This is a genomic window from Alteromonas sp. McT4-15 (genome assembly GCF_020515205.1).
Classification (GTDB): Bacteria; Pseudomonadota; Gammaproteobacteria; order Enterobacterales; family Alteromonadaceae; genus Alteromonas.
Map to the genome: position 1 here is coordinate 1 of NZ_JAJALG010000034.1, position 24,837 is coordinate 24,837.

20 protein-coding genes are annotated in these 24,837 nt (G+C 43.6%); 8 read left to right on the top strand and 12 right to left on the bottom strand.

The window, feature by feature from the left end; genetic code table 11:
- Window positions 1-118: 118 nt before the first annotated feature.
- Together LHL20_RS17350 and LHL20_RS17355 are read right to left on the bottom strand one after the other, a co-directional pair.
- Entirely contained in the window at window positions 119-1,360 is a 1,242-nt protein-coding gene (locus tag LHL20_RS17350; protein WP_226434204.1) for a cystathionine gamma-synthase family protein, read from the bottom strand.
- 81 nt (window positions 1,361-1,441) lie between these two features.
- Window positions 1,442-2,077: a 1-acyl-sn-glycerol-3-phosphate acyltransferase gene (locus tag LHL20_RS17355; protein WP_226434205.1), complete on the bottom strand. Its 636-nt coding sequence runs from the start codon at window positions 2,075-2,077 to the stop codon at window positions 1,442-1,444.
- Window positions 2,078-2,268: 191 nt separating this feature from the next.
- On the opposite strand from LHL20_RS17355, the gene LHL20_RS17360 reads away from it, so the two are divergent.
- The 5 genes from LHL20_RS17360 (at window position 2,269) to LHL20_RS17380 (ending at window position 7,524) form a co-directional block, all read left to right on the top strand.
- Window positions 2,269-3,054, top strand: coding sequence for an NRDE family protein (locus LHL20_RS17360; RefSeq protein WP_226434228.1), 786 nt, complete (start codon window positions 2,269-2,271; stop codon window positions 3,052-3,054).
- Between the two features lie 239 nt (window positions 3,055-3,293).
- Entirely contained in the window at window positions 3,294-4,484 is a 1,191-nt protein-coding gene (locus tag LHL20_RS17365) for an amino acid aminotransferase (RefSeq protein ID WP_202265461.1), read from the top strand.
- Window positions 4,485-4,660: 176 nt separating this feature from the next.
- On the top strand, window positions 4,661-5,350 hold the full coding sequence (locus tag LHL20_RS17370; protein WP_226434206.1) for a TorF family putative porin: 690 nt from the start codon (window positions 4,661-4,663) through the stop codon (window positions 5,348-5,350).
- A 43-nt stretch (window positions 5,351-5,393) separates the two neighbouring features.
- Window positions 5,394-5,663, top strand: coding sequence for a hypothetical protein (locus LHL20_RS17375; RefSeq protein ID WP_226434207.1), 270 nt, complete (start codon window positions 5,394-5,396; stop codon window positions 5,661-5,663).
- A complete protein-coding gene (locus tag LHL20_RS17380; RefSeq protein ID WP_226434208.1) occupies window positions 5,611-7,524 on the top strand; it encodes a methyl-accepting chemotaxis protein in 1,914 nt (637 codons plus the stop codon). The genes LHL20_RS17375 and LHL20_RS17380 overlap by 53 nt, the downstream gene beginning before the upstream one ends.
- A 65-nt stretch (window positions 7,525-7,589) precedes the next feature.
- On the opposite strand, the gene LHL20_RS17385 is transcribed toward LHL20_RS17380, so the two are convergent.
- From LHL20_RS17385 to LHL20_RS17405, 5 genes are all read right to left on the bottom strand, one after another.
- On the bottom strand, window positions 7,590-9,152 hold the full coding sequence (locus LHL20_RS17385) for a hypothetical protein (protein WP_226434209.1): 1,563 nt from the start codon (window positions 9,150-9,152) through the stop codon (window positions 7,590-7,592).
- A gap of 225 nt (window positions 9,153-9,377) precedes the next feature.
- Entirely contained in the window at window positions 9,378-9,839 is a 462-nt protein-coding gene (locus LHL20_RS17390) for a YaiI/YqxD family protein (RefSeq protein ID WP_202265453.1), read from the bottom strand.
- 23 nt (window positions 9,840-9,862) lie between these two features.
- Entirely contained in the window at window positions 9,863-10,624 is a 762-nt protein-coding gene (locus LHL20_RS17395) for an SDR family oxidoreductase (RefSeq protein ID WP_226434210.1), read from the bottom strand.
- 63 nt (window positions 10,625-10,687) lie between these two features.
- Window positions 10,688-11,455: an SDR family NAD(P)-dependent oxidoreductase gene (locus LHL20_RS17400; RefSeq protein ID WP_226434211.1), complete on the bottom strand. Its 768-nt coding sequence runs from the start codon at window positions 11,453-11,455 to the stop codon at window positions 10,688-10,690.
- Window positions 11,456-11,604: 149 nt separating this feature from the next.
- Complete coding sequence (locus LHL20_RS17405) at window positions 11,605-13,407, bottom strand: acyl-CoA dehydrogenase (protein ID WP_226434212.1); 1,803 nt, start codon at window positions 13,405-13,407, stop codon at window positions 11,605-11,607.
- A gap of 142 nt (window positions 13,408-13,549) precedes the next feature.
- On the opposite strand from LHL20_RS17405, the gene LHL20_RS17410 reads away from it, so the two are divergent.
- Both LHL20_RS17410 and LHL20_RS17415 read left to right on the top strand, forming a co-directional pair.
- Entirely contained in the window at window positions 13,550-14,539 is a 990-nt protein-coding gene (locus LHL20_RS17410; protein WP_226434213.1) for a GlxA family transcriptional regulator, read from the top strand.
- A 224-nt stretch (window positions 14,540-14,763) separates the two neighbouring features.
- On the top strand, window positions 14,764-17,040 hold the full coding sequence (locus LHL20_RS17415) for a TonB-dependent receptor (protein ID WP_202265443.1): 2,277 nt from the start codon (window positions 14,764-14,766) through the stop codon (window positions 17,038-17,040).
- An 82-nt stretch (window positions 17,041-17,122) separates the two neighbouring features.
- Here LHL20_RS17415 and LHL20_RS17420 read toward each other — a convergent pair whose 3' ends face one another.
- The 3 genes from LHL20_RS17420 to LHL20_RS17430 all read right to left on the bottom strand — a co-directional run bounded on the left by LHL20_RS17420 (window position 17,123) and on the right by LHL20_RS17430 (window position 22,000).
- Complete coding sequence (locus LHL20_RS17420) at window positions 17,123-17,479, bottom strand: hypothetical protein (protein ID WP_226434214.1); 357 nt, start codon at window positions 17,477-17,479, stop codon at window positions 17,123-17,125.
- 136 nt (window positions 17,480-17,615) lie between these two features.
- Window positions 17,616-20,768 (bottom strand): efflux RND transporter permease subunit, encoded by a 3,153-nt coding sequence (locus LHL20_RS17425; protein WP_226434215.1) that lies wholly within the window; start codon window positions 20,766-20,768, stop codon window positions 17,616-17,618.
- On the bottom strand, window positions 20,768-22,000 hold the full coding sequence (locus LHL20_RS17430; RefSeq protein WP_226434216.1) for an efflux RND transporter periplasmic adaptor subunit: 1,233 nt from the start codon (window positions 21,998-22,000) through the stop codon (window positions 20,768-20,770). Before LHL20_RS17430 ends, LHL20_RS17425 begins: the two co-directional genes overlap by 1 nt.
- A 427-nt stretch (window positions 22,001-22,427) precedes the next feature.
- Between LHL20_RS17430 and LHL20_RS17435 the strand changes: the two genes are divergently transcribed.
- Complete coding sequence (locus LHL20_RS17435; RefSeq protein ID WP_159624863.1) at window positions 22,428-22,736, top strand: isoamylase early set domain-containing protein; 309 nt, start codon at window positions 22,428-22,430, stop codon at window positions 22,734-22,736.
- A 100-nt stretch (window positions 22,737-22,836) separates the two neighbouring features.
- Here LHL20_RS17435 and LHL20_RS17440 read toward each other — a convergent pair whose 3' ends face one another.
- Window positions 22,837-23,763, bottom strand: coding sequence for an electron transfer flavoprotein subunit alpha/FixB family protein (locus LHL20_RS17440; RefSeq protein WP_226434217.1), 927 nt, complete (start codon window positions 23,761-23,763; stop codon window positions 22,837-22,839).
- Window positions 23,760-24,512: an electron transfer flavoprotein subunit beta/FixA family protein gene (locus LHL20_RS17445; protein ID WP_039216447.1), complete on the bottom strand. Its 753-nt coding sequence runs from the start codon at window positions 24,510-24,512 to the stop codon at window positions 23,760-23,762. The genes LHL20_RS17440 and LHL20_RS17445 overlap by 4 nt, the downstream gene beginning before the upstream one ends.
- Window positions 24,513-24,837 lie beyond the last annotated feature (325 nt).

The following is a 24,837-nucleotide window of genomic DNA, read 5'->3' on the forward strand; positions in this document are numbered from 1 at the left end:
ATAAAAAAATCCGATGGCAAATGCTCATCGGATTTTTACATCTATAAAAGATCGGTCAACCGATCGCTAAAACTTTTCTTAACTGATCGGCATTAGGCATACGCCCCTTTTTTATTTTTTACAATGAGGCTAACGCTCTATCAAAGTCGGCTATTAAATCAGCGGTATCTTCAATACCCACAGAAAGTCGCAGCATTGAATCAGAAATACCCATTTTTTGACGTTCCTGTGCCGTGTTCTCAAAATAGATCGTTGGTGCTACCGGCAATGCCAAAGTACGATTATCCCCTAAGTGGGTCGCACAGATTACAAGCTCCATCTGATTAAGAAATGCAACGGGGTCGGCTCCTTCCACTAAGTCAAAACTTAGAATAGCGCCATAGCCATTGTTCAAGTGCTCTCGGGCAGTAAAGTGCTGTGGATGATCGGCTAAGCCAGGATAAAACACTTTAGCGACTTTTGCGTGATTGTCTAAGAATGTTGCTAATTGCATTGCATTGTACTGACTACGCGCCATACGCAGTTCGAGGGTTTCCATTCCTAGCGCAATCGCGCTGGCCGATTGTGGCGCAAGCGTCGCCCCAAGGTCACGAAGCCCTTTTTTCTTAATCTGGGTCAGCCCCCATTGAGAGACATCGTCAACCTGATAAGCCGGCTTTATATTGGTAAATTGTTGCCAATCAAACACGCCAGTATCAATAACGGCACCGCCTAACACATTACCGTGGCCGGCGATATATTTGGTTAACGAGCAAAAAATCAGCGACGCTTTGACCTCTTTTGCATAAAACAGCGGCGGTGGTGTCATGGTGTTATCCACCATAAACAGAATACCTTTCTCTTCACAGAACTGACCAATACCACGTAAATCCGCAACTTGGGTGACTGGGTTAGCAACTGTTTCGGTGTAAACGCCTTTAGTATTGGGCTGATAAGCCGCTTTTACGTGTTCAATATCAGTAACATCAGTAAACGTAACCTGTACACCAAAGTCCTGAATCGTTTCAAAGAAGCTACGGGTATTACCGAACAAGTATTGACTGACAATTAAGTGATCGCCTGACTTTACTAGTGCAAAAAGCGCACTGCTAATAGCTGCCATCCCCGTTGCAAAACACAGCGCCCCTACCCCATCTTCAAGGTCGTTGAGCATATTTTGTAGTGCCGCGACAGAAGGCGAAGATGAACGGGAATATACGTGTGCGGCACGTTTGCCTTGAAACGCATCGATAATGCCCTGTGCGTCTTTAAATTCAAACAACACTGAGTTTGAAGTACTGGTATGAACACCACCGTGCTCTGGTGCGTTTAACATGCGATCAGCATGAACCTGACGGGTTGTAAATCCCTGTTTTGTCACGTGTTAAGCTCCGAATATGATGAAAGCGACTTGGGTTATCACGACTTTACTAGCGCCAATTATCTCTGCGATAGAATTGGCTTACGACCGTGTTATGCAATTTTTTGGATATTTTGCGCAAACAGTATCATAAAACGCATAAATAGTTTGCATTTGTTCATCTATGTTAGTCACTTTCTGAATAATCGGGCCCAGTACAATGGCCTTTTTAGCATAGTCGATCCCAATAACTTGAATGGGAATTTCAGCCTCACGCGCAATATGCATAAACCCCGTTTTCCAAGGAAATATCGGACTACGTGTACCCTCTGGTGCCAACGCAAGCATAATATCGTCAGCTTGCTTAATTTGAGTTGCGATAACACTAACCACACCATGAGCCTTACTGCGCTCGATGGGAATTCCCCCCAATCGGCGAACGACAGCTCCAAGTGGCGGCTTGAAAATTGTGTGCTTACCAAAAAAGTTTAAGTTTAACCTAAATGAAAAAACCACAAATAAGCCAATGAAAAAGTCCCAGTTAGACGTATGTGGTGCCACGGCAATAATAGCTTTTCGTTCATTGATAAACTCACCTTCTACAACCCATCCCCGCTTAGTAAGTAGCCATGTTGCAAATCGCGATAGCCATCGAGGCCATTTGCGAGACACCAATTTACCAATATTTACCTGTGATAAAGGGCGACGATGTGACTGTGTTTGTGAACCCGTATTCATTATTGTTATTCTCTTACTACTGCCCTGCATAATCGATGTAGCAATATTTGTCGATTATGCGGAGAAAGGTGCGGCGAATGATGCGGCACAAGATGACGTGTTTATCCTCGATCATAATTGATGTTTCTTCATTGTAAACATTTAGTTAACATTTTAGCGCTTGTATGCGTATTTTCAGTAGTGAGACCTTTATGTGTATCTTGTTTATCGCTAATAAAATGCGACGCGACTTCCCACTTATCATCGCGGCAAATCGCGATGAGTTTTACGCTCGACCTACTGCCCCCTCTGAATTTTGGAATTCACATCCCACGATGCTCGCTGGTCGCGATTTGGAAGCAGGAGGAACATGGATGGGCGTTACGCGTAACGGGATGATTTCAGCATTAACGAATGTAAGAGAGCCGCACAACCTCAAGCAAAATGCGGTATCTAGAGGAGAGCTCGTTGCTAACTGGCTTTCATTGAACGCAAGTACATCAAAAAATAAAGTGGAAAACGATAGCGAGCATTACCTTAGCCGGATACGTGAAAATAGGCACCACTACAACGGCTACAATTTGCTGTTTGGAAATATTAATAAATTGCGTGTCTACAATAATGTGAACGACACCACGCACACTATTAAAAAAGGCGTGTATGGGCTTTCAAATGCAGATATCGCCACCCCCTGGCCAAAAGTAACTCAAGGTGTAACAGCGCTTAACCACTACGTAAACAATGCAAAACTTATAGACCATGAATCATTGTTTGAATTGTTAGCGCAAGATAACAAAGCTGAAGACGACGCATTGCCCGATACCGGTATTGGTTACGAATGGGAAAAAGCACTATCGTCGATTTTTATTCAGACGCCTAACTACGGTACGCGCACATCCACTTTACTGTTAGTCGATTTGAACAATCAAATAACCTGGCTGGAAAGACGCTTCGACGAACACGGTAAAGCACAGGAAACACGCGCTTTCACATTGTAAGTTATCAAGGCTTACTCCTCTGTACACTCAGATAGTCAATCAATTAGCGCGTGTTATAACCGATAATTGATGCGAACAAGTCAATACACTTTAATGGCCTATAGCTGAAATAAATTGTTCGTTTACAGCTTTACACTTAGCTAAATTGAAATATTTTCAACTAATAGGGGTCGTTTTTTCCACCATCGGTGGCATAATGCCTGCCTGCTATTATTTGCATACCAACGTGAGGACATATCGTGTTTGAAGTATTACCCCATCTCGCCCCAGATCCAATTCTTGGCCTGTCAGCTGCTTATCGCGAAGATACCAACCCAAATAAAATCGATTTGGGTGTTGGCGTATATAAAGATGAGCAAGGTAATACCCCTATTCTTTCAAGTGTTGCGAAAGCACAGAAGGTGCTTCTAGACACAGAGAAAAGCAAAACCTACATTACGCCACAAGGCAACCAAGGTTTTATCGACGGCATGTTGTCTTTGTTGTTAGGTAAAGGCAGCCCTGTTTTATTATCTGATCGTGTAGCAGCGGTTCAAGCGCCAGGTGGTTGTGGAGCTCTACGTATTTTGTCTGAACTACTTGCGCGCTGTAATGAAAACGCAAAGGTATGGGTAAGCGACCCGACTTGGGCTAACCACATCCCGCTTATCGGTTCGGCCGGTCTTCAGATTGAGACCTATCCGTACTTCGACAAAGCGTCGGCCAGCATTCGCTTTGATGCCATGATGGACACCCTTCGCAATGTTGAAAAAGGCGACATCGTGTTGCTTCACGGTTGTTGTCACAACCCAACGGGTGCTGATTTGACTAATGCGCAGTGGGATGAAGTGTTGGCGGTAGCTAAAGAACGTGAGTTCCTGCCATTTATTGACGTTGCTTATCTAGGCTTTGGTGAAGGTTTGGACGAAGATGCTTATGGCATGCGTTTATTGGTAGAAAACCTGCCAGAAGTTATTGTGGCAGCATCATGCTCTAAAAACTTTGGTCTTTACCGTGAACGTGTTGGCCTAGCGGCAATTATCACTGCAGATACCGCAACCCGTAAAATCGCGCAAGGACAAATTCAGTCAATTGCCCGCGGCATTTACTCGATGCCACCTAGCTATGGCGGCGCACTCGTTGACATTATCCTATCAGATGAAACGCTTAATAATGAGTGGGTTTCAGAAGTAAATGAAATGCGCGACCGTATGAAGTCTCTACGCGCAATGCTTGTGCAAAACCTTCATGATAACGGCTCGCCAAAGGACTTCAGTTTTGTGAATGATCAAAAGGGTATGTTCTCATTCTTGTGTATTACACCTGAGCAAGTTCGCGAAGTTCGTGAAAAACACAGCGTTTACTTCGTTGACTCTAGCCGCGTAAACATTGCAGGTATTAACCAAGAAAACGTTGAAACCTTAGCAAAGGCACTTGTTTCAGTACTATAACGTTTTCGGTTTATGCTAAAAGCCATCACCTGTGACGCGTGATGGCTTTTTTATTAGACCACCAAGGCCAATGTGCTTATCTGTCTATTTCTTAAATTCTTTTGCTTCAACTTGTCATAAAGCCGTTTAGTTATCTACGCTTATTAGATTCGTAAAAATCTTATATATGTACGCCTATGCGCAAACTTACTGCTTTGCCCGTCCAAGCTCTCTTGTGCTGCGCTTTCACTCAATTTTGTTATGCTGATGTGTCTATCACCACCACACTGGTATCAGACTATCTATTTAATGGTTTGTCTCAAACTAACGACGAAGCCACGTTACAAGGCTCGGTAGATTGGTGGAATGATTCGGGTTGGTATGCAGGAAGTTTTGCATCAGGTGTAGATTATGGACAAGGTACCGATTACGAAGTTGATTTTTATGCCGGTCATACAGGAAACCTAAATGAAAGCTTGGTGTACGATGTAGGCTTTGCCCGCTATTTATACTTAGGTGGTGATGAGAGCAGTGAATTTAACTATACCGAGCTCTATGCTGCTCTCAATTATAATGAAACTCGCCTTCAAGTTTGGTACACCGATGACTATTTTGGTGTGGGCGCTCGGCATTACATTGTCGCGCTTTCTCAAGGCTATCAGTTCAACGATAGTGTCTACCTAACGTTTCAGATAGATCGCTCCACAAGCTTGGATCCCGACATATACAGTTGGGACACTAATGATGACGACTATATTCACTTAAAGGCGGAAGCGGCTTTTGAGTTATTCGGTTTGGCCTGCAGTTTAGGCTTAGAAAAAACCGACTTAGACTATGATGACGATATCAAACTACTCGCTACAGTTGGATATACGTTTACGTTCTAAATCAACACCACATTCACATCTTTACGTTAGTACGGGGTAGCCCATGTTTTTTGAAGGGAAAAGTTTATCGCTAAAATTGCTTCTTGTTGTCGGCGCACTCTTTGTCATTATGTCTACCTGCTACATCGCCGTGAGCATTTATTCACTCAATAAAACCGAATCGGTGATTGTTAATGAAGTCAGTGACGAAGTCTCTGCTCAAATTAAAGATACCGTTCGCTCTAGAGCAAATACTATTGCCGCACAAATAGGAAATCTGTTTGAAAAGTCATTTTCGGTTCCCAAAGGCAATTGCTACACAAATAAAAAGTAATATTGAAGGCGATATTCAAGCACCACTTACACGTGAACAGGTAGAATCGATGGTTGGAAATGCGCTTGCAGCGGCCGATGTATCGTCGCTATATGCACAGTTTGAAGACAATCAATTTGATGGGCGCGACAGTCAATTTACCAGTGGTTATTCTCATTCGGTCGACGGACGAGGCACATTTGAGGTGTACTTTGTAAAAGAAGACAGTGGTGCCATTTCACAGGAGCCTATTGAGGATGCCGAAGAAAAACATGACACTACGCTAGATGAGTATGGCTTCAGAGCAGCTGAATGGTACCTCTGTTCTGCAGATTCGTTAAAACCCTGCGCCTCTAACCCTTATAACTATGAAATACGACCCGGCTATAGCGAATTGATGACAAGTTTAGCCGTGCCTGTTGTGGCACAAGGAAGGTTTAGAGGCGTGGTGGGCGCGGATTTAAACCTACCGATACTTCAGCAACTTGCCAGTAACCTTAAGGCATCGTTATATGGTGGCAACGCTAAGGTATACATTGTTAGCCATAAAGGCTTCTTAGCGGCGGCAACGGACCATGAAGATAGTTTAGCTAAGCCGTTTAGTAGTGTGTTTGATAAAAGCAAAGCGTTATTAGATACATCGGGGAAAGATGTCACTACGACCATAGGCAACTTTTTGTATGTCGTACAGCCCATTATTATAGAAAGCGCCGGTGTTAGTTGGGAGTTAGTGGTAGGCATTAACGTTGATACCGCTATGCAGCCCGTGGCAAATGTATCAGAGATGATTTCAGATGAAATCACCAGCATTTTATCAAACACCTTTATCATTGCTGTTGTACTTACCATTGCAGCCCTTGTGCTGATTCAGCTTTTTACACGAAGCATTATTCGTCCTGTGGAAATGGTGTCGGATCGCATGACAGAACTTGCCGGTCAAGGTGGAGATTTAACGCAGTCTATTAACGTCCACTCTCACGCCGAGCTTATCAACTTAAGCAATGGATTTAATCAGTTCAGGGAGACCGTTAGAGAGTTATTAGACGCTGCTAAAAAGGCAGGCATACAAGTTATTGACCAAAGCGAAATCAGCAAAGAGAATGCCCAAAAAGCACACCAGCAAATTTCTATTCAACAAGCTGAAGTTGAAACTATTGTAACGGCGATTACAGAGATGTCCTCTACCGCCCAAGAAGTCGCCAATACAGCATCTTCTGCTGCTGATAATACAAACGCAGCAACGCAATCTGTGAAAGATACAGAAGCAGAAGTATCAATTGCGTCACAGCAAGCTTCACAATTATCCAGTGAAATTAGCGGAGCGTCGGATGCGGTAAAAGCGGTATCTCAACGAAGTGAAAATATTAGAAAGATACTTGATGTTATTGGCTCAATAGCAGAACAAACAAACTTGTTAGCACTAAATGCGGCCATTGAAGCAGCACGCGCTGGTGATCACGGGCGAGGCTTTAGTGTCGTCGCCGATGAAGTACGAGCGCTCGCGTCAAAAACTGCAGAATCGGTAGGTGAGATTTCTCAGGTGATCACCGCTCTTCAAAACGAAGTGTCACACACCGTAGACATTATTGAGCGAGGTACGCATAAAGCCGAGGATGCCGCTTCTCGTGCTAATGCAGCATTTGAAAAAATGAAAGAAACCGTGAAGCAAATTGAAGAAATAAATCATCGGATAATCCAAATTGCGGCAGCGGCTGAAGAGCAAAGCCAAGTATCGGAAGAATTGAATAAAAATATGGTTGTGATCGGTGACTCTACTAAGGAAATTGCGTCGCTCTCGCAAATGTCAGAGGCTAGCGCCGAAAATATCTACGAGTCGTCACATAAATTAATAGAGCAACTGAATAAACTGAAGACGAGCTAACGCATAAAGTCACGGTTGTAATATTAAAGGCTTCACTTAAGCGTGAAGCCTCCTAGTAAATCAATTTAATAGGAATCTGGATTAAATACACCGTTGTAACGGCGTTTGTCATCTCGCTTCCAAAACTCTATGGCTGGGACTTGGTTTTCCCACACATCGGTTGCATTCCAAGTAAATTCATTCTTGTATCGCAAGTGGAAAAACTCTAAGTCGTATTGGCTTTCGATTCTACACTCTTGAAAGAAAAGATTGGATTTTTTAGAAATGATAAATTCAGCTTGGCTTAAAAACTGAATTTGTCTGCGCGTGATGATTTTGCATATTGGCTCATCAACATCTACAGGATATAAAGACGACACAATCGCTTTTTCTATTTGCCCTGATTCTTGTTGGATAACATACAAGCCAGAGCCGAGCGGAAAACGACCAACCATCTTTAAAAACGCATTCACATGCTCTGCGCGGTACTGCTTGTCGACTCGCCCCTGATCTAAAATATCGTACGCGCGATAAATTTGCTGATAATCAAAATCTTCTTTTGTCGACAACAAAAACGACGCGTAAGTCATAGGAATACGCAGTAAATCACCTAATTCATGACGCTCTGCTTTCAGCGACTCCAGCATTTTGAGCATAAAAGCAAGTTGTCTACGTTCATGGGTTACGAACGTGTCTTTATGTTCTTTACTGGTATATTTTATAGTCGGGATACCCACACCTAACTTAAGGTAATCCGCCGTTTTCTTCTCAATGATAGCCAATAGCTTAGTGCGTTCACTTTGATTGAGCTTACGATAGCGATCATCACCTAATATCTGGTTAGCTTCTGGGCTATGCATGCCTATTGATTGCAGTAATGCTGCTTTTGCGATGGGCTTTAATAAATTTTCGCGATAGGCCATTTTAATGTCGGCAGGCATTGGCTTAAATGTATGATTACTTGCATCATCACTTATCCCTTTATCTACCATCAAACTAAAATGCTCACCTTGTGGAAATAGCTTGTTGAGTTCTTCTTTTAAAAACGGCGTTTCAAACGTAGATTTAAGGCGCAACTCTTCAAACAACGCAATGGTTAACGCCGTAATATAAATCGGCTTGTAACGTTCATTTCTGATATGGCGTACTTTTTCTTTCGGCGACGGCGTTGAAAGTGCAATGGTACCTAAAAATTGGCTAAATGTTCTTTCACCATTAAGTAGGTTGAGCATGTAATCAGTAAGGTGATCAAGGTGTTCATAGCGCTTGTTACTTTGCACGCGTAGTTTGTCTTCTAACGCGCGCAGTTCATTATCGCTGTTTGTTTGCTGTGCAACCAAACGCGCCATATACCGCTGCGCCGAAGGTTGACCTTTTATCGACGGGTACTTTCCTTTCTCTTTGCGATAATTTTCTATGAACTCGATTTGATCTTGGTAAGTATTTACCTTGTGCTTGAGCACGGTGAGCCGCCGGTAATCCTGTGGATACTCTTCAAAAAAGACTTCTGCATCCCTCACGAGCTCGCGATAACTTTGTCGATACTCTGATATTTTGCGTGAAATATCACTCACCATAGTGGGAATTTGAGACAGTTTGTCCTCCGCCCACGACGGTTTGTTATTTTTTGATTTGCTATCAATCAGCATCTATATTCACACTTATGATTCAGTGATCGTTTACGTCACTCGTTATTATTTATAGTCTACAGCAATCTGTATCACGATTAGCGCAACGCATGTAATTGCTAAAGAAGACTAAAATTCCTTTTTTCTCAGAATAAACACAATATTGGCACTATTCAATAGGTTAGGTGAATGCGAATTTTTTCGCTAGTCACATGCGATAAGCCAATTACATACACATCCGGTTCGTTACTTAGTTTGCGCTCTTAAACCTTGCGTGAGTAATCTATCTAATGCATTAGCAAAGTTTTGTTTATCGCGCTGAGAAAAGGCTTTAGGCCCCCCTGTGTGTTCACCACTTGATCGCATAGTGTCCATAAAATCTCGCATGGTCAGTGCTGCGCGTATCGAAGACTTATCGTATTCATCACCACGTGTATTAAGCGCCATTGCGCTTTTTGAGAGGACGTCTGCTGCAAGTGGAATATCGGAGGTAATCACTAAATCTCCAGCTTGACATTTTTCTACAATGAAATCGTCAGCTGCATCAAAGCCTGAGGGCACCAACGTTAAAGTAATATGCTTATCTGGTGGGACAGACATAGCGTGATTAGCCACCAAAGACAAAGGCAGACCGGTACGTCGGGCTGCCTTAAATAGGATCTCTTTGATAACTGCAGGGCACGCGTCAGCGTCTACCCATATATGCATAGTAGTATCTCTTTAGCGAACAATTACGCTAGCATACCACCATCAACAACCACTGTCGTGCCTGTGGTGTAGCTAGATGCATCGCTTACTAAATATAATACAGTGCCCGCCATTTCATCGGGGTCAGCAACACGGCCAAGCGGAATGACTTTAAGTGCATGCTTAAGGATCTGTTCATTAGTCGTTAGCGCAGAAGCAAACTTAGTGTCGGTTAAACCTGGCAGCAATGCGTTAACGCGAATGTTTAGTTTGCCGCATTCCTTAGCAAATGATTTTGTCATACTAATAACGGCTGCTTTCGTAATCGAGTAGATGCCCTGCATGTCACCAGGGGTTACACCATTTACAGACGCCGTATTAAGAATGACACCACCGCCCTGCTCTTTCATCATTTTGCCGGCTTCAATTGACATAAAGAAGTAACCACGAATATTTACATCAACGGTTTTATTATACGCGCCAAGGTCGGTATCAAGGATGTGACCAAAAAAGGGATTTGCTGCGGCATTATTCACAAGAATATCGAGCTTGCCGAAATCACGTTTAATTGTATCGAATGTCTCTGTAATTTGCTCCATTTCACCTACATGGCAAGCAAGAGCTGTAGCTTTACCTCCCGCATCACGAATAGATGACGCAACAGCCTCGCAACCGTCTATTTTACGACTGGAAACGATCACATGCGCACCATATTGTGCTAATAAGCGCGCAATTGATTCGCCGATCCCACGGCTTGCCCCAGTAACCAACGCCACTTTTCCTGTTAAATCGAAGAGATCTTTCATTATAGAGTCCTTGTAATCTTTATATTTAGGGTAGTTAGTTTAACCAACATTGTCGCACGTACGTTAGGCTAGCATGCCGCCATCTAACACTACCGATTGACCAGTCATAAACGATGATTCATCGCTGCAAAGCCAGGCGATGGCGTTAGCGATTTCCTCTGGCTTACCTAACCGTTTCATTGGGTTAGCGCCGACTAAACCTTTTTGTCCACGTTCGTCGAGTTTAGCAAGAACGCCTTGAACCATAGGCGTATCGACAAAACTGGGACAAACGGCATTAACGCGAATATTCGCGCGTGCGTATTCGACTGCGGCAGATTTAGTTAAACCGATAACGCCGTGTTTTGATGCGCTGTACGCGCTAATCATAGGCGCAGATCGTAAACCTGCTACAGAGGCAATATTTATAATGTGTCCACCACCCTTTGCCGTCATGTGGCTAAGTGCATTTTTCATGCAATACCATACACCTGCCAAGTTAACCTGTATGTTTTTCATAAACATAGCATCATCAACTTCGGTTAACGGCGCGGGGAAATGGTCGATACCTGCGTTATTGATGATAACGTCGAGTTTTTCAGCCTGTGAAAGCGCTGCGTTAAACATTGCTTTCACTTGCTCAGGGTCAGTAACATCGACCGCGACCGAGTACGCATTGCCACCTGATGCTTTAATCGACGACACCAACGATATTGCGTTGTCTTCATTGAGATCGGCAACACCCACTAAGGCGCCTCTTGCGGCAAGCACTTTTGCTGAGGCTGCGCCAATACCTGAGCCACCACCTGTAATAAGAATATGCTTGCCTTCAACGTTTGCTGCAACGTTCATATAGTTTGCTCCGCTTCTGGTGCTTGTTTGGCGTAATCCACCTTACAAACTTTATTTATTAGTTATTGTTGTCTTGTGAGTTGTGACCGCAGTGCGTATTAACCGCACCGCGACGTTAGCTGTCCCCACCTTTCGCTCAGCCGCCTAGTCTAAAAGTAACTGGCTTTTACGTTATTACAGGTCGCGTCACTTGACGACAATACTTCGATATCACGAGACACCAACGGTAGCTCCCAATTCACAAAATATTCCGCCGCGGCGAGTTTGCCTTCATAAAAATCGACATCGTGTTCACCAGCGCCTTTAACAAGCGACTGTTCTGCAACATTTGCTTGGCGAAGCCAAATCCAGCTCACGACACAAGCCGAAAATACGTTTAGGAAACAGCTTGCATTGGTGAGTAGTACCGACTGTTTGTCTGAGCGCAAATCACCCGCGGCTTGTTGAATTAATGCACCCAGTTTATCTAGATAAGGTTTTAACTTTGCAGATAGCGCTTGTGCTCGAGGTGTTTCAGCGCGTTTCATGTCTGACGTTACCCGAGATAGCAACACTTGTAATCCTTTCCCCTCGTGCTGCCATAGCTTTCTACCCAGCAAATCGAGCGCCTGAATGCCATTGGTACCTTCGTGTATTGGATTTAAACGATTGTCACGCCAACATTGTTCTACTGGGTATTCACGGGTATACCCTGCTCCACCGAGGATCTGAATCGCCAAATCATTTGCTTTTGGCCCAAATTCTGACGGCCACGCTTTAAATACCGGGGTAAGTAAATCAAGTAATTGTGATAGCTCCGTGCGCTTGTCTGAGTCAGTCTCTGTTTCAAGCTCATCAATCAGCATGCTGCCATAAAGGCATAATGACATACCGCCTTCACAATAGGCTTTTTGCGCAAGTAACATGCGACGTACATCACCATGATTAATAATTGGCGTAGGATCATCCTCTGGCGCTAGATTCGGAGCTGCTCGACCTTGTGTTCTATCTTTTGCATATTCCAATGAATAGCGATAACCGCGATAGCCTATCATTGCCGCACCATAGCCCACACCTATCCGCGCTTCATTCATCATCATGAACATATAGCGTAAGCCTTGATGAGGCTCACCAATAAGATAACCGTGACAATCTCCATTCTCGCCAAAGGTTAGCGCCGTTGACGTGGTGCCTCGATAGCCCATCTTGTGAATAAGACCCGCTAGGGTTACATCGTTGCGCGTCTGTGGATTGCCGTCGCTGTCTAATCTAAATTTCGGTACTGCAAACAACGAAATGCCTTTAACTCCAGCTGGGCCACCAGGTATTTTGGCTAGCACGAGATGCACGATGTTGTCTGACAACTCATGCTCACCACCTGATATATAAATTTTGCTACCTTTTATACGGTACGTACCATCGTCTTGGGGTTTAGCAGAAGTACGAATGTCGGCTAGGGACGACCCTGCATGAGGCTCAGTTAATGCCATAGTTCCGGTAAATTCACCAGCTAGCATTTTTGCAAGAAATGCTTCTTTTATGTCACTTGATGCGAAGTGCTTAATAACGTTAGCCGCAGCAGCAGTTAAAAATGGATAAGCCGTTGTAGAAGGGTTTGCAGCAAGAAAATATCCCGCACAGGCATTCATCACGGTCACTGGCAATTGCATACCACCGTCTTCGAAATCGAAATGGCCAGCAATGAAACCGGATTCTCGATACGTATCAAACGCTATTTTAACGTCATCAATCATAGAAACCTTATGACCATCAAACGTAGGCTCGTCTTTATCGGCCACTGCGTTATGTGGCAAAAATAACTCTTCTGCCATTTTCTCAGCCATGTCGATAACGGCATTGAAGGTTTCTACGTTGTGTTCTTCAAAACGTGATTTATCACAAAGCGAAGCCGTATTGAGTACTTCGTACAATTGAAACTGCATTTCACGACGGGGAATAAGTTGATCTGCCATGGTGTCCTCCACGAAAACTTGTTAACACATTGTGTCACATTCGTTACCATGCCATTATTGTCATTAATGACACAATTATGGTGATTAACGCCAACTATCACTACACCTTATTATTTGAAATAAAATAAAATAAATTATTTTTATGAATAAAACGCCCCACACTGTCACCGTCTTAGGATTTAACCATGCACTAGCCTCTGCCATTACTGGCGCGCTGGATGTGTTCGCTTTTGCTGGAGTCAGTTGGCAGCGTATACATCAGTTACCTACTACACCGAAATTTCACGCGCAATTGGCCAGTGCCCATGGTCAACCGTTCCAGTGCTCCAATCAAATTACGCTAAATCCCAACATTGCTATAGAAGATGTGTCTCAAACGGATATTTTGCTTATACCCACAATTGGAGGCGACATAGACACTGCATTGCGCGATATTCAACCGCAGCTTGTGCACATTAAGCGCTTACAAAAAATGGGAGCAGATATTGCGGCTAATTGCACGGGCACATTTATACTAGCGGAAACGGGATTATTGCAGGGGAAGGTAGCCACTACTCACTGGGGCTATGCTGATAAGTTCAAACAACACTATCCAGACGTGCTATTGCGGCCCGACAAAATGGTGACTGAACACGACGATATTTATTGCGCTGGTGGTGGGATGGCGTGGATTGATTTATCTATTTTGCTTATTGAACGATATTGTGGACACCAAGTTGCAACCGATACGGCCAAATCTCATGTACTTGATGTTTCGAGGACGAGTCAAACCATATATGCCAGTAGCCGCCAACGTCACTTTCATTCAGATAAGGATATCAGTGCGGTTCAGTCGTTCTTAGAAGGTCATTTACACGTCAAGTTATCGCTTGAAGAAGTTGCCCACAAACATAATATGACCGAGCGTACCCTACTCCGCCGCTTCAAAAATGCATGTGATACAACGCCATGGCAATATCTTCAAAGCTTGCGCATTGAACATGCGCGAAAACTCTTAGAAACCACCAATATGCAACTTGAAAAAATAGTTAATGCCGTTGGATATGAGGATATGAGTTCATTTACTCGGCTTTTCAAAAAAATCACTGGCTTATCACCGTCACAATACCGAGCAAAATTCAAACGCTTGTGATAGATATCTTGCACTAAAAACGCTCAAAGTGGTTCAATTGGTCAGTTTATGGGCACACTCTAGCCCGCAAAAAATAAAGCGTTCAAACGATCGACGCACATTTTGCACAAAAATGGGGTTTTTATAGGAAAGTTTGTGTAAAATGCAGCGCCAAGCATGAAGTAATATTTTTTATGCCTAAAACACTACAAAAGTATAATGTTACAAAACATCTTGGTGGAAACATGAGAACACATAAAATCGCCACGCTAGCACTGGCTGTTAGTGCTGCGTTCAGCTCATCAGTTCTTGCACAAGAGGCCGAAACGACACAAAAAAAAGAAGCCTCACTTGAACAAATTACCGTAACTGCACAAAAGCGTACGCAATCAATTCAAGAAGTACCTATTTCTGTTGCAACACTTAGCGGTGAAAAATTCGAAAGCCTTTTCTCAGGCGGTGAAGACATTCTTGCCCTAGCCGTTCGTGTACCGGGCCTATACGCTGAGTCATCAAACGGTCGTGTAGCACCACGTTTTTATATCCGTGGTCTAGGCAACACTGACTTTGACCTAGCTGCATCTCAGCCGGTTTCTATTATCATGGACGAAGTGGTAATGGAAAACGTGGTACTAAAAAGCTTCCCACTTTTTGACGTTCAGCAAGTAGAAGTACTTCGCGGTCCTCAAGGTACGCTTTTCGGTCGTAACACAACAGCAGGTATCATTAAGTTTGATACCGTTAAGCCTACTCAAGATGTAGAAGGTTACGGAAAAGTTGGTTTCGGTTCATTCGGCACAATGAACATTGAAGGCGCAATCAGCGGCGGTTTAACCGACAACTTGTCAGCGCGTCTTTCTGTACTTTCACAAGAGCGCGATGATTACATCGACAACGCTTTCACAGGTGAAAACGATGCAATTGGTGGCTACGATGAAAAAGCCTACCGTCTTCAACTACTTTGGGAACCTTCAGCGGACTTCTCAGCCCTTCTAAATGTTCACGGACGTGATCTAGAGGGTACAGCATCTATTTTCCGTGCTAACGTTTTCGATAAAGGTAGCAACGATCTTAACGCTAACTACGATCGTGAAACTGTATATTACGATGGCGACCTAACGGGTGACGGCATCGACAACAACCCGCAAGAGTACGACGGTTTTGGTACATCACTAAAACTTGAATACGACATGGACACTGTGACGTTCACGTCAATCTCTGCGCTAGAAACCGCAGAAGGCTCTAGCCTTGGTGATATCGATGGCGGTTTCAACCGTGCAGATGGTACATCTGGCCCAGGCTTTATTCCTTTCTCTGCGGTAACACAAGATCGTCTTAACGACCTTGAGCAATATACTCAAGAATTCCGTCTTGCAAGCAACACCCGTGATGCAATGAACTGGCAAGTGGGCGCGTTCTACTATGACGCATCATTCAACGTAACCAGTATCGATGGCTTCTTCGGCGCAACTACGGTATTCCACGATAACCAAACGTGGGCCGTGTTTGGTCAAAGCTCATACCAAGTAAATGACAAGCTAAACGTAACTGGTGGTATCCGCTATACACACGACTCTAAGAGTCTTGTAGTTGGCGATCAGAACGTAAACGGCTTTGCATTGGTTATTGGTGCTGCAAGTGTTCAAGACTACGACGATATCGACGTTGACGACGGTCAAACTAGCTTCGAACTTAGCGCAAACTACCGTGTAACAGACGATATGTCAGTATTTGCACGCTATGCAAATGGCTTCCGTGCTCAAACGATCCAAGGTCGTGACGTAGCATTTGAAGGTGCTCCTTCTGTTGCTGACGCTGAGACAATCAACTCGTTTGAAGTGGGTATTAAGTCTGATTTACTTGATGACACTTTACGCTTAAACGCTGCTGCATTCTTCTACACTGTAGACGACATGCAATTCTCAGCAATTGGTGGCGGCAATAACTTCACTGCGTTAGTAAATGCTGATAAAGGCGAAGCGTATGGTTTTGAAGTTGACGCTCAGTGGCTAGCAACTGATGAGTTAACATTCACAGCAGGTTACAGCTACAACCACACAGAAATCAAAGATGATTCATTGACAGTATCACCTTGTGGAACTAACGCTGGTTCAGGCTTTACAGGTAACTGTACTGTAACTGATCCGCGCCCAGATGGTTTTGTTGCATCAATTGATGGCAACCCTTTCCCACAAGCGCCTGAGTCAATCTTTAACTTCACCGCGCGTTATGCAATTCCTATGGGTGATGATGGCGAGTTCTTCGTATTCACCGACTGGGCATTCCAAGGCGAAACTAACATCTTCCTATATGAAGCTGTTGAGTTTACTACCGATGATAACTTCGAAGGTGGTTTACGCATTGGTTATGAAAACTTTGCACACAACTACACTGTTGCTCTATTCGGTCGTAACATTACAGACGAAGACAACGTTAAAGGTGCTATCGACTTTAACAACCTGACCGGCATCGTTAACGAGCCTCGTGTTTGGGGTGTAGAGTTCAAATACACTTACTTCTAAAAAGTAATCACAATTCAATGTAGCTGTCGGCTACATTGGCTTGCATAGAAAGCGATGGTGTTTTTAAACACTACCGCTTTTTTTATGCGGCTAATTGAATATGCTCTGCATGTTTTTGTACAAGTTGCTGAAGCTTTCGACATACCTTTACCCAGCGGCTTACTTTTTGGTAATACACTTGCTCGATGAGCGCACCTTTCTCGTCAAACAAAAAGCTCGCTAATTTGCCCTTGTTGCCCGGCATATAAAAATGGTGAACGGTAAAATTGCGCGAAAGTGGCGCACTCACTACTTTTTGGTACATACAAAAAGGTAGCGTATTGGCGCGTTCGTCACCGCCTGTAAGTCGCGCTCGTCTTTGAAACGTGTCGTAGCCAAGGTCAGCCATAATACCGTGCTTGGATATAAGCTGATCTACCGCTTTTATTCCTGTTTGCATAATGCCTGCTCCAACATCAATTAGACTCAAAACAAACCATACTGATATTTATACAGTATATGGCCATTTGTACAAATTGCAAACAAAAAAAGCCGCTCAATAGAGCGGCTTTTAAATTACGGCACCGTAGTGTTAATTAGCTTGGGCTGTTTACCTGAGTATCATTCGCTAGTTGCGTATGTTCTCTGCCTTTAAACACATTTTTGATGTCATTTAAAATGAGATAAAGCGCAGGTACAAGTAGTAGTGTAATGATAGTGGCAAACAGAATACCGAATGCCAATGAAATCGCCATCGGTATTACTATCTGTGCTTGTAAGCTTCGCTCAAATACAATTGGCATCAACCCCATAAAGGTTGTTAATGACGTTAAAATAATTGCTCTAAAACGCTGAGTACCAGCACTGATTGCTGCATCCATTAACGACAGGCCTTCTTTTCTGGCTCTGTTAACGAAATCAACCATGATCAAACTGTCGTTAACAACAACACCTGACAACGCGATGATACCGCAAATCGACAAAACACTGACCGCCATTCCCAGCACTAAGTGACCAATAATTGCGCCCACAATACCAAATGGGATCACCGACATAATAATGAAAGGTTGGCTGTATGATTTAAGCGGAATCGCGAGCAATGTGTAGATGGCAAATAGAGCAAACAACAAGCCCTGCATCAAACTAAACATCGCATCGGCTTGCTCTTTGGAGTTTCCTTGTAGCTGAAATTCTACACGCGGGTAACGATCTAGCAAATCTGGCATCACATTTTCGATGACATCATTAGTGATTTCCGAAGGATCCATCAATGCTTTATCTACTACACCGGTTACCGTAACAGAGCGCTTTCCATCAACACGAATGATTGAGTCAAAACCCTGACCCACTGTAAAGGTAGCAACCTGTTCAAACGGTATCTCTTGACCACCTGGCGTACGGATACGCATATTTTCTAAATGTTCAATTGAGCTACGTTCATTCTTTGGATAACGCACCATCACTTTAATTTCTTCGTCATCACGCTGAATACGCTGAACTTCAGCCCCGTAGAAACCAAAGCGCACTTGTTGTCCTAACTGCTGCAACGTTATACCCAACGCATCGGCCTGAGGTTTAAGCGCCAATTGAATCTCTTCACTGCCCCCAGAAAAAGTATCGTTTATATCCGTGACGCCTTCATAAGCGTTTAGCTTGTCTTTCAATTCATCACTAATTGCCCGCAGCGCTTTGATATCGCTTGAGCTAAATTCAAAACTCAAGTCTGCACCACCACCAGGGCCACCCGGCGAACTGATATTAAGTACTTTTACGCCAGGAATTTCAGGTAACTCTTCACGCCACATCTCTTGAATTTCAAAGTCAGTAAGTGTGCGGGTTTCGCCCTTCGTTAATTCGGCAAAAATTTCACCACCTAAGTTACCATTATCGTAAGCAACGGCGTGTTTAATAACATTTTCACCCGTATCTTTAGCAACTTTATCGTCCATTCGATGCATCGCCGCTCTAAGCGTATTCAATACGTCGTCTCGTTGTTCCAAAGATGAACCTGGTTCAAGCTCAAAGCTCGCTATCATAAAGTCACTAGGGATACTTGGGAAAAATACAAAGCGCACTATACCGCCGCCAAACATGCCAACAGTAAGAATTAGCATTGCCATGAACACCGACACTGTGGTGTAGCGATTACGAACGGCTTTCGCTAAAAATGGGGCATATTTGTTATGTATAAAGGTTTTGATCCCTTCACTAAAAAAGTCTCTGAAGCGCTGAAATGCATTAGCTTTTTCGGGATCATAAGGCTTAAGTTTCATGTGCACTAAGTGAGCCGGCAAAATAAGCTTAGACTCAATAAGCGAGAATATAAGGCATACAATAACCACCATGCCAATGGTTTTCCAAATGATACCAAATGGGCCAGATACCATTAACATGGGCGAGAAAGCAGCAATGGTGGTCAGTACGCCGAAGGTAGCCGGCATTGCAACCTTTTTAACACCAGCAATAACGTTATCAGTGCTATGCCCTTTTTTGTCTATTTCAGAATAGGCTGACTCTCCCATAATGATGGCGTCATCAACCACAATCCCTAATACAAGGATAAATGCAAACAGGCTCAGCATATTGATAGAAACGCCAACCATATCCAATGGCATTACTAGCAAAGTGCCTAAAAAACAAACCGGTAGACCTACAATTACCCAAAACGCCAGTTTAATTTTCAAAAATAATGACAATACTAGGAATACCAATAGCGCACCAAAGAACATGTTTTCAAGCATCATGTTTAAGCGGTCTGCCAGATAAAATGAGCTATCGCCCCACGTATCTGCGGTAATGTGTGCAGGGAATTCTGCTTTTTTAGTATCGACGTAATTGTTAACCTGCTCAGATATCTCCAATGCGTTTTGGTCACCAACTGCTCTTACTCGAAGGCTAACAGCAGGCTTATCGTCAAACATTGCGTATTGGTTGTTCTCGATAAAACCGTCATTGATGTAGGCTACGTCACCTAACGTAACGCGAGTACCATTGGCATTAGTCACCAACACTATTTGAGAGAAATCCCAACCTGTGTATGCCTGCCCTTTGGTTCTAAGCAATATATCGCCATTTTCGGTGCGAATAGAACCACCAGGTAAGTCGATACTTGTTTGACTTAAACGAGCTACCACATCAGCAAACGTTAAGTTGTACTTCTGTAAATCAACCTCAGAGAGCTCGACAGAGATTTCATAGTCTCGGGCACCTACAACTTGCACGCTCGAGATACCGGGTAAATTTGCGATATCATCTCGTAAATCTTTTGCAAATTCTTTTAATTCACGCTCAGACGCATCACCGTAAACCGACAACCAAATCACGTCCTGTTGAATTTTCTGGCGATAAATAACCGGCTTTTCCGTGTCTGCGGGAAAACGAGGAATAGCGTCTACTTGTACTTTCACTTCATCAAGAAGCGACTGTACATCGTAGTCCTCTTCCACTTGAATACTCACCGTTCCCATGCCTTCTACCGCAGTGGAATTGAGCTGTTTGATACCTTCTAAGTCCTTAACCGCTTCCTCTATTTTTAGCAGAACACCCTCTTCTACCTCTTGAGGAGCAGCACCAAGGTAAGGCACACGTACATTGATAACGTTAATTTCGAAGTTTGGAAAAACCTGTTTTTGAATATTTGCCGCGCCAAACAAACCGCCAACAATTAAAAGCCACATCAGCAAGTTTGCCGCCACATTGTTGCGTGCAAACCATGAGATAAGGCCGCTTTGCGTATCGATGCGACTCATTATTGGCCTCCGCCAGCGGTTGTGGTTTCAATAGCGGTATCATCACTTCCCTTGTCAGATTTAGCTTCGTCTGACAAGACTGGCTCATCACCTGGCAAACGTACTTTCATACCGTTATAAGGGTTAGGAACCGCAGAGGTTACCACTAAAGTACCTTCTGCAATGCCATCGCGAATGAACACTTCTTTTGCCGTAGTTCGCGCTACATCAACGTGTTTAATTTCAATTTCTCTATTGTCATTAACCGTCAGAATTGTGTTGTCTAAACGCAAAATACTGCGAGGTAACACCATAAGGTTTTCGTTTTGACGCGAGGTTATCTCTGCTTCAACAAATTGACCGAATCGCAATGGCGCTTTATGTGACGCGTTTACATTGTAAGGGTCTTGCACCTCAACAATGGCATAAACAACACGACTTCCTGTATCAAGCACGCCTTCTGAACGCACTAATTTGCCCTGCCACGATTGTTTAGTACCACCTACAGATGCAGTGAGATACACGGGCGCTCCGTCGCTTGACTGACCCGCAATGTTTACAAACATTAAATCACTGTCGGTGATAGGCAATCTGACTTCAGCGGTATCAGTTGAATACACCGTACCAATCGGTGAGCCCGTTGCGACAAACTGGCCTAAATCGATACTGCGCTCCACCACAATGCCATTGTAAGGTGCAGTAATTTTTGTTCTTTGCAAATTGCGCTTCGCACGTTCAAGTTTAGCTTCAGCAGCCTTCACATTGGCTTGTTCTTTCGCCAATTGTGGTTTACGTAAGCCAAGCTCAGGTGGTGCAACACTGTTGACCGAGCGCCACTCTTGCTCTGCAACTTTCCCTCGTGCGATTTCTTCTTGAAGCGCAGCTTGGGCCTGCGCAAGTTCAGCTTCTGCTAGCTTTAAATCTGTTTTGTAATCGTCTTGCTCTAATGTGGCTAACACATCGCCCTTCTTAAAGGTACCGCCGGCAATAAAGTTGTCAGAAAGGCTAATCACTTGCCCACTAACTTGCGCACTTAATGAAGTCTTATTACGCGGTACAACATTGCCCTGCGATTTCACGATAAAGTTTACGGGTTCAGAAGTAGTGGTCTTTGCTTCGACAAGAAATGCAGGAACCTCGACCGGCACTTGTTCGGGCGGTTTGCGAGAACTAATCATGATGGCTGCAGCAATAAATGCCACGATGATAATGCCAAGTGGAATGCCACTTTTCATTAAAACAGAGTTTTTCATTTACTATCCCTAGGAACACTTGCATGGAAAATCAGCATCTTAGCACGCTGATTGAAAGGCTAAAGAGTCGCTACACCACGCCAAGTAAAATTAAATTATTATTGTGTCGTTAATAGTTTACTGATTTTACGAGCCATATGCTCAATTAAGTTTGTTAAATTTTGTGTATTGATTGTGACGTAAATTTCACTATTGAGTGAGTGTTTTTTATACACATTGTTAAAAGGTTGTACACCTTGCTCAATTGGCTGTGGCTAATATAAAAAAATGCCAAAAGATTACAATCGAAGATTGATAAATACGCATTTTTCGCTGATTATTTAACCACTCATAGTCTATGAGTTAACCGAAAACTGTTTCACTTAACGTTTTGTAGCGTTGCAGTTTCGGAATTTGAAATTTCGCTACGTTGAAGGGAAAACACATTATGAGTCTTAAGAAACAATATCTTAAATCTAAACCTCTGTGCAAAGTGACGTTTCGACTTGACGCCGAAGCCGCACGGGATGCCAAAGAGGCAGAACTTTGTGGAGACTTTACAGATTGGAAAGCACAGCCGCTTACCATGAAGAAGTTAAAAAGTGGCGATTTTACACTTACTGTCAACCTCGAGACAGATCACGAGTATCAGTTCCGCTATTTGCTTGACGGTGAAAAGTGGGAAAACGATTGGGACGCCGATGCCTACATTCCCTCCCCAGTGAGTGTGGAAGATAACTCGGTTGTTCGCGTTTAACTGACTTTTAAATAATAAATCTATTCCCTACAAAAAAGGCTGCCATCTTGATGAAGGCAGCCTTTCGTCTTTTTGGCTTTTTAGGTCACTGCTTTTGGTTTTACAGTGAACCTTCCAGCTCAGGCAGAACGTCAAACAAGTCACCCACCAAACCATAATCAGCAACTTGGAAGATTGGCGCTTCTTCGTCTTTGTTAATGGCTACAATGACTTTAGAGTCTTTCATACCCGCAAGATGCTGAATAGCGCCTGAGATACCTACTGCGATATAAAGCTGAGGCGCAACAATTTTACCTGTTTGACCTACTTGCATATCGTTAGGTACGAAACCAGCGTCAACCGCCGCACGCGATGCACCAATAGCAGCGCCTAACTTGTCGGCAATACCTTCAAGTAGTTTGAAGTTGTCGCCGTTTTGCATACCGCGACCACCAGAAATTACCACTTCTGCTGCAGTAAGTTCAGGACGCTCTGATTCTGTAAGCTCTGCTGATACAAAGTCAGACTTTTCACTGCCCTTGACCACATCAATGGCAGTCACTTCTGCACTACCACCTGTCGCTGCGGCGTCAAATGACGCTGCGCGAACGGTGATAACTTTCTTCGCATCAGACGATTGAACTGTTGCAATAGCATTACCTGCGTAGATAGGGCGAACAAACGTGTCTTCGCTTTCTACACCGATAATGTCAGAAATTTGTGCAACATCTAATAACGCCGCTACGCGAGGCATGAAGTTTTTACCTGTTGTTGTTGCCGCTGCAACAACATGGCTGTAATCGCTAGCAAGCTCTACCACTAGGTCAGCAGTATTTTCAGCTAACTGGTGCTTATAAGCAGCATTATCTGCAACGATAACTTTTGCTACGCCTTCGATTTGCGCCGCGGCTTCAGCAACTGCTTGGCAACCTTCACCAGCAACGAGTACATGGATGTCGCCACCCATTTTTTGTGCTGCGTTTACAAGCTTGTGCGTTTCCGTTTTTAAGCTTGTATTATCGTGTTCTGCATATACGAGTACGCTCATGAGATCACCTTTGCTTCATTCTTTAACTTGTCTACTAGCTCAGCAACGTCTGCTACTTTAATACCACCCTCACGCTGTGGTGGAGGCGTTACTTTTAGAACTTTAACGTTTGACTCAAGCGCTACGCCAAAATCAGCAGCCGCTTTAACGTCAAGTGGCTTGCGCTTCGCCTTCATAATATTAGGAAGAGACGCATAACGCGGCTCGTTTAAGCGAAGGTCTGTGGTCACAACAGCAGGTAGTGACAATGCCACAGTCTGAAGGCCGCCGTCGATTTCACGCGTTACATTTACCTTTTCGCCATCGACAACCACTTCTGAGGCGAAAGTACCTTGCGGCATGCCAGTAAGTGCCGCAAGCATTTGACCCGTTTGGTTATTATCAGAGTCGATACTCTGCTTACCTAGAATTACAAGCTGAGGTTGCTCTTCTTCAACAACTTTTGCTAAAAGCTTTGCCACTTGAAGTGAATCAAGGTTTTGGTCGGTATCGATTTGGATACCACGATCAGCACCTAGGGCGAGTGCTGTACGAATTTGTTCTTGGCAGCTTTTATCACCAATTGAAACAACAACGATTTCAGTGGCTACGCCTTTCTCTTTTAATCGAACGGCTTCTTCAACCGCAATTTCACAAAAAGGGTTAATGGCCATTTTCGCGTTAGTAAGGTCTACGCCAGATTCGTCTGCCTTCACTCTTACCTTCACGTTGTAGTCGATCGCGCGTTTGACCGGTACGAGTATTTTCATATTTACCTCAATTGTTGAGTTCGTCGGTGTCTATTACGTTTTACTAATAATTAACTATTAAAAATTAAAAACGTATTACATCACCACGCGTTTTGAAACTTTAACAATGTACTCTACGTTAAAAAAGAAACCGTGGAACGTACGTTTTATATAGGCTAGCTTTAAAACGCCATTAACACCACGTTCGCGAACATATATAATGTGTCGCCAGTTAACGTTAACGTAAACTGCTCTGCAATGTACTTACTGTTGACGTAAACGTCAACCTGCATTACCTTTCAGAGCGACATTTAATTTACATGTTTTTGACACATCGCATTATTTG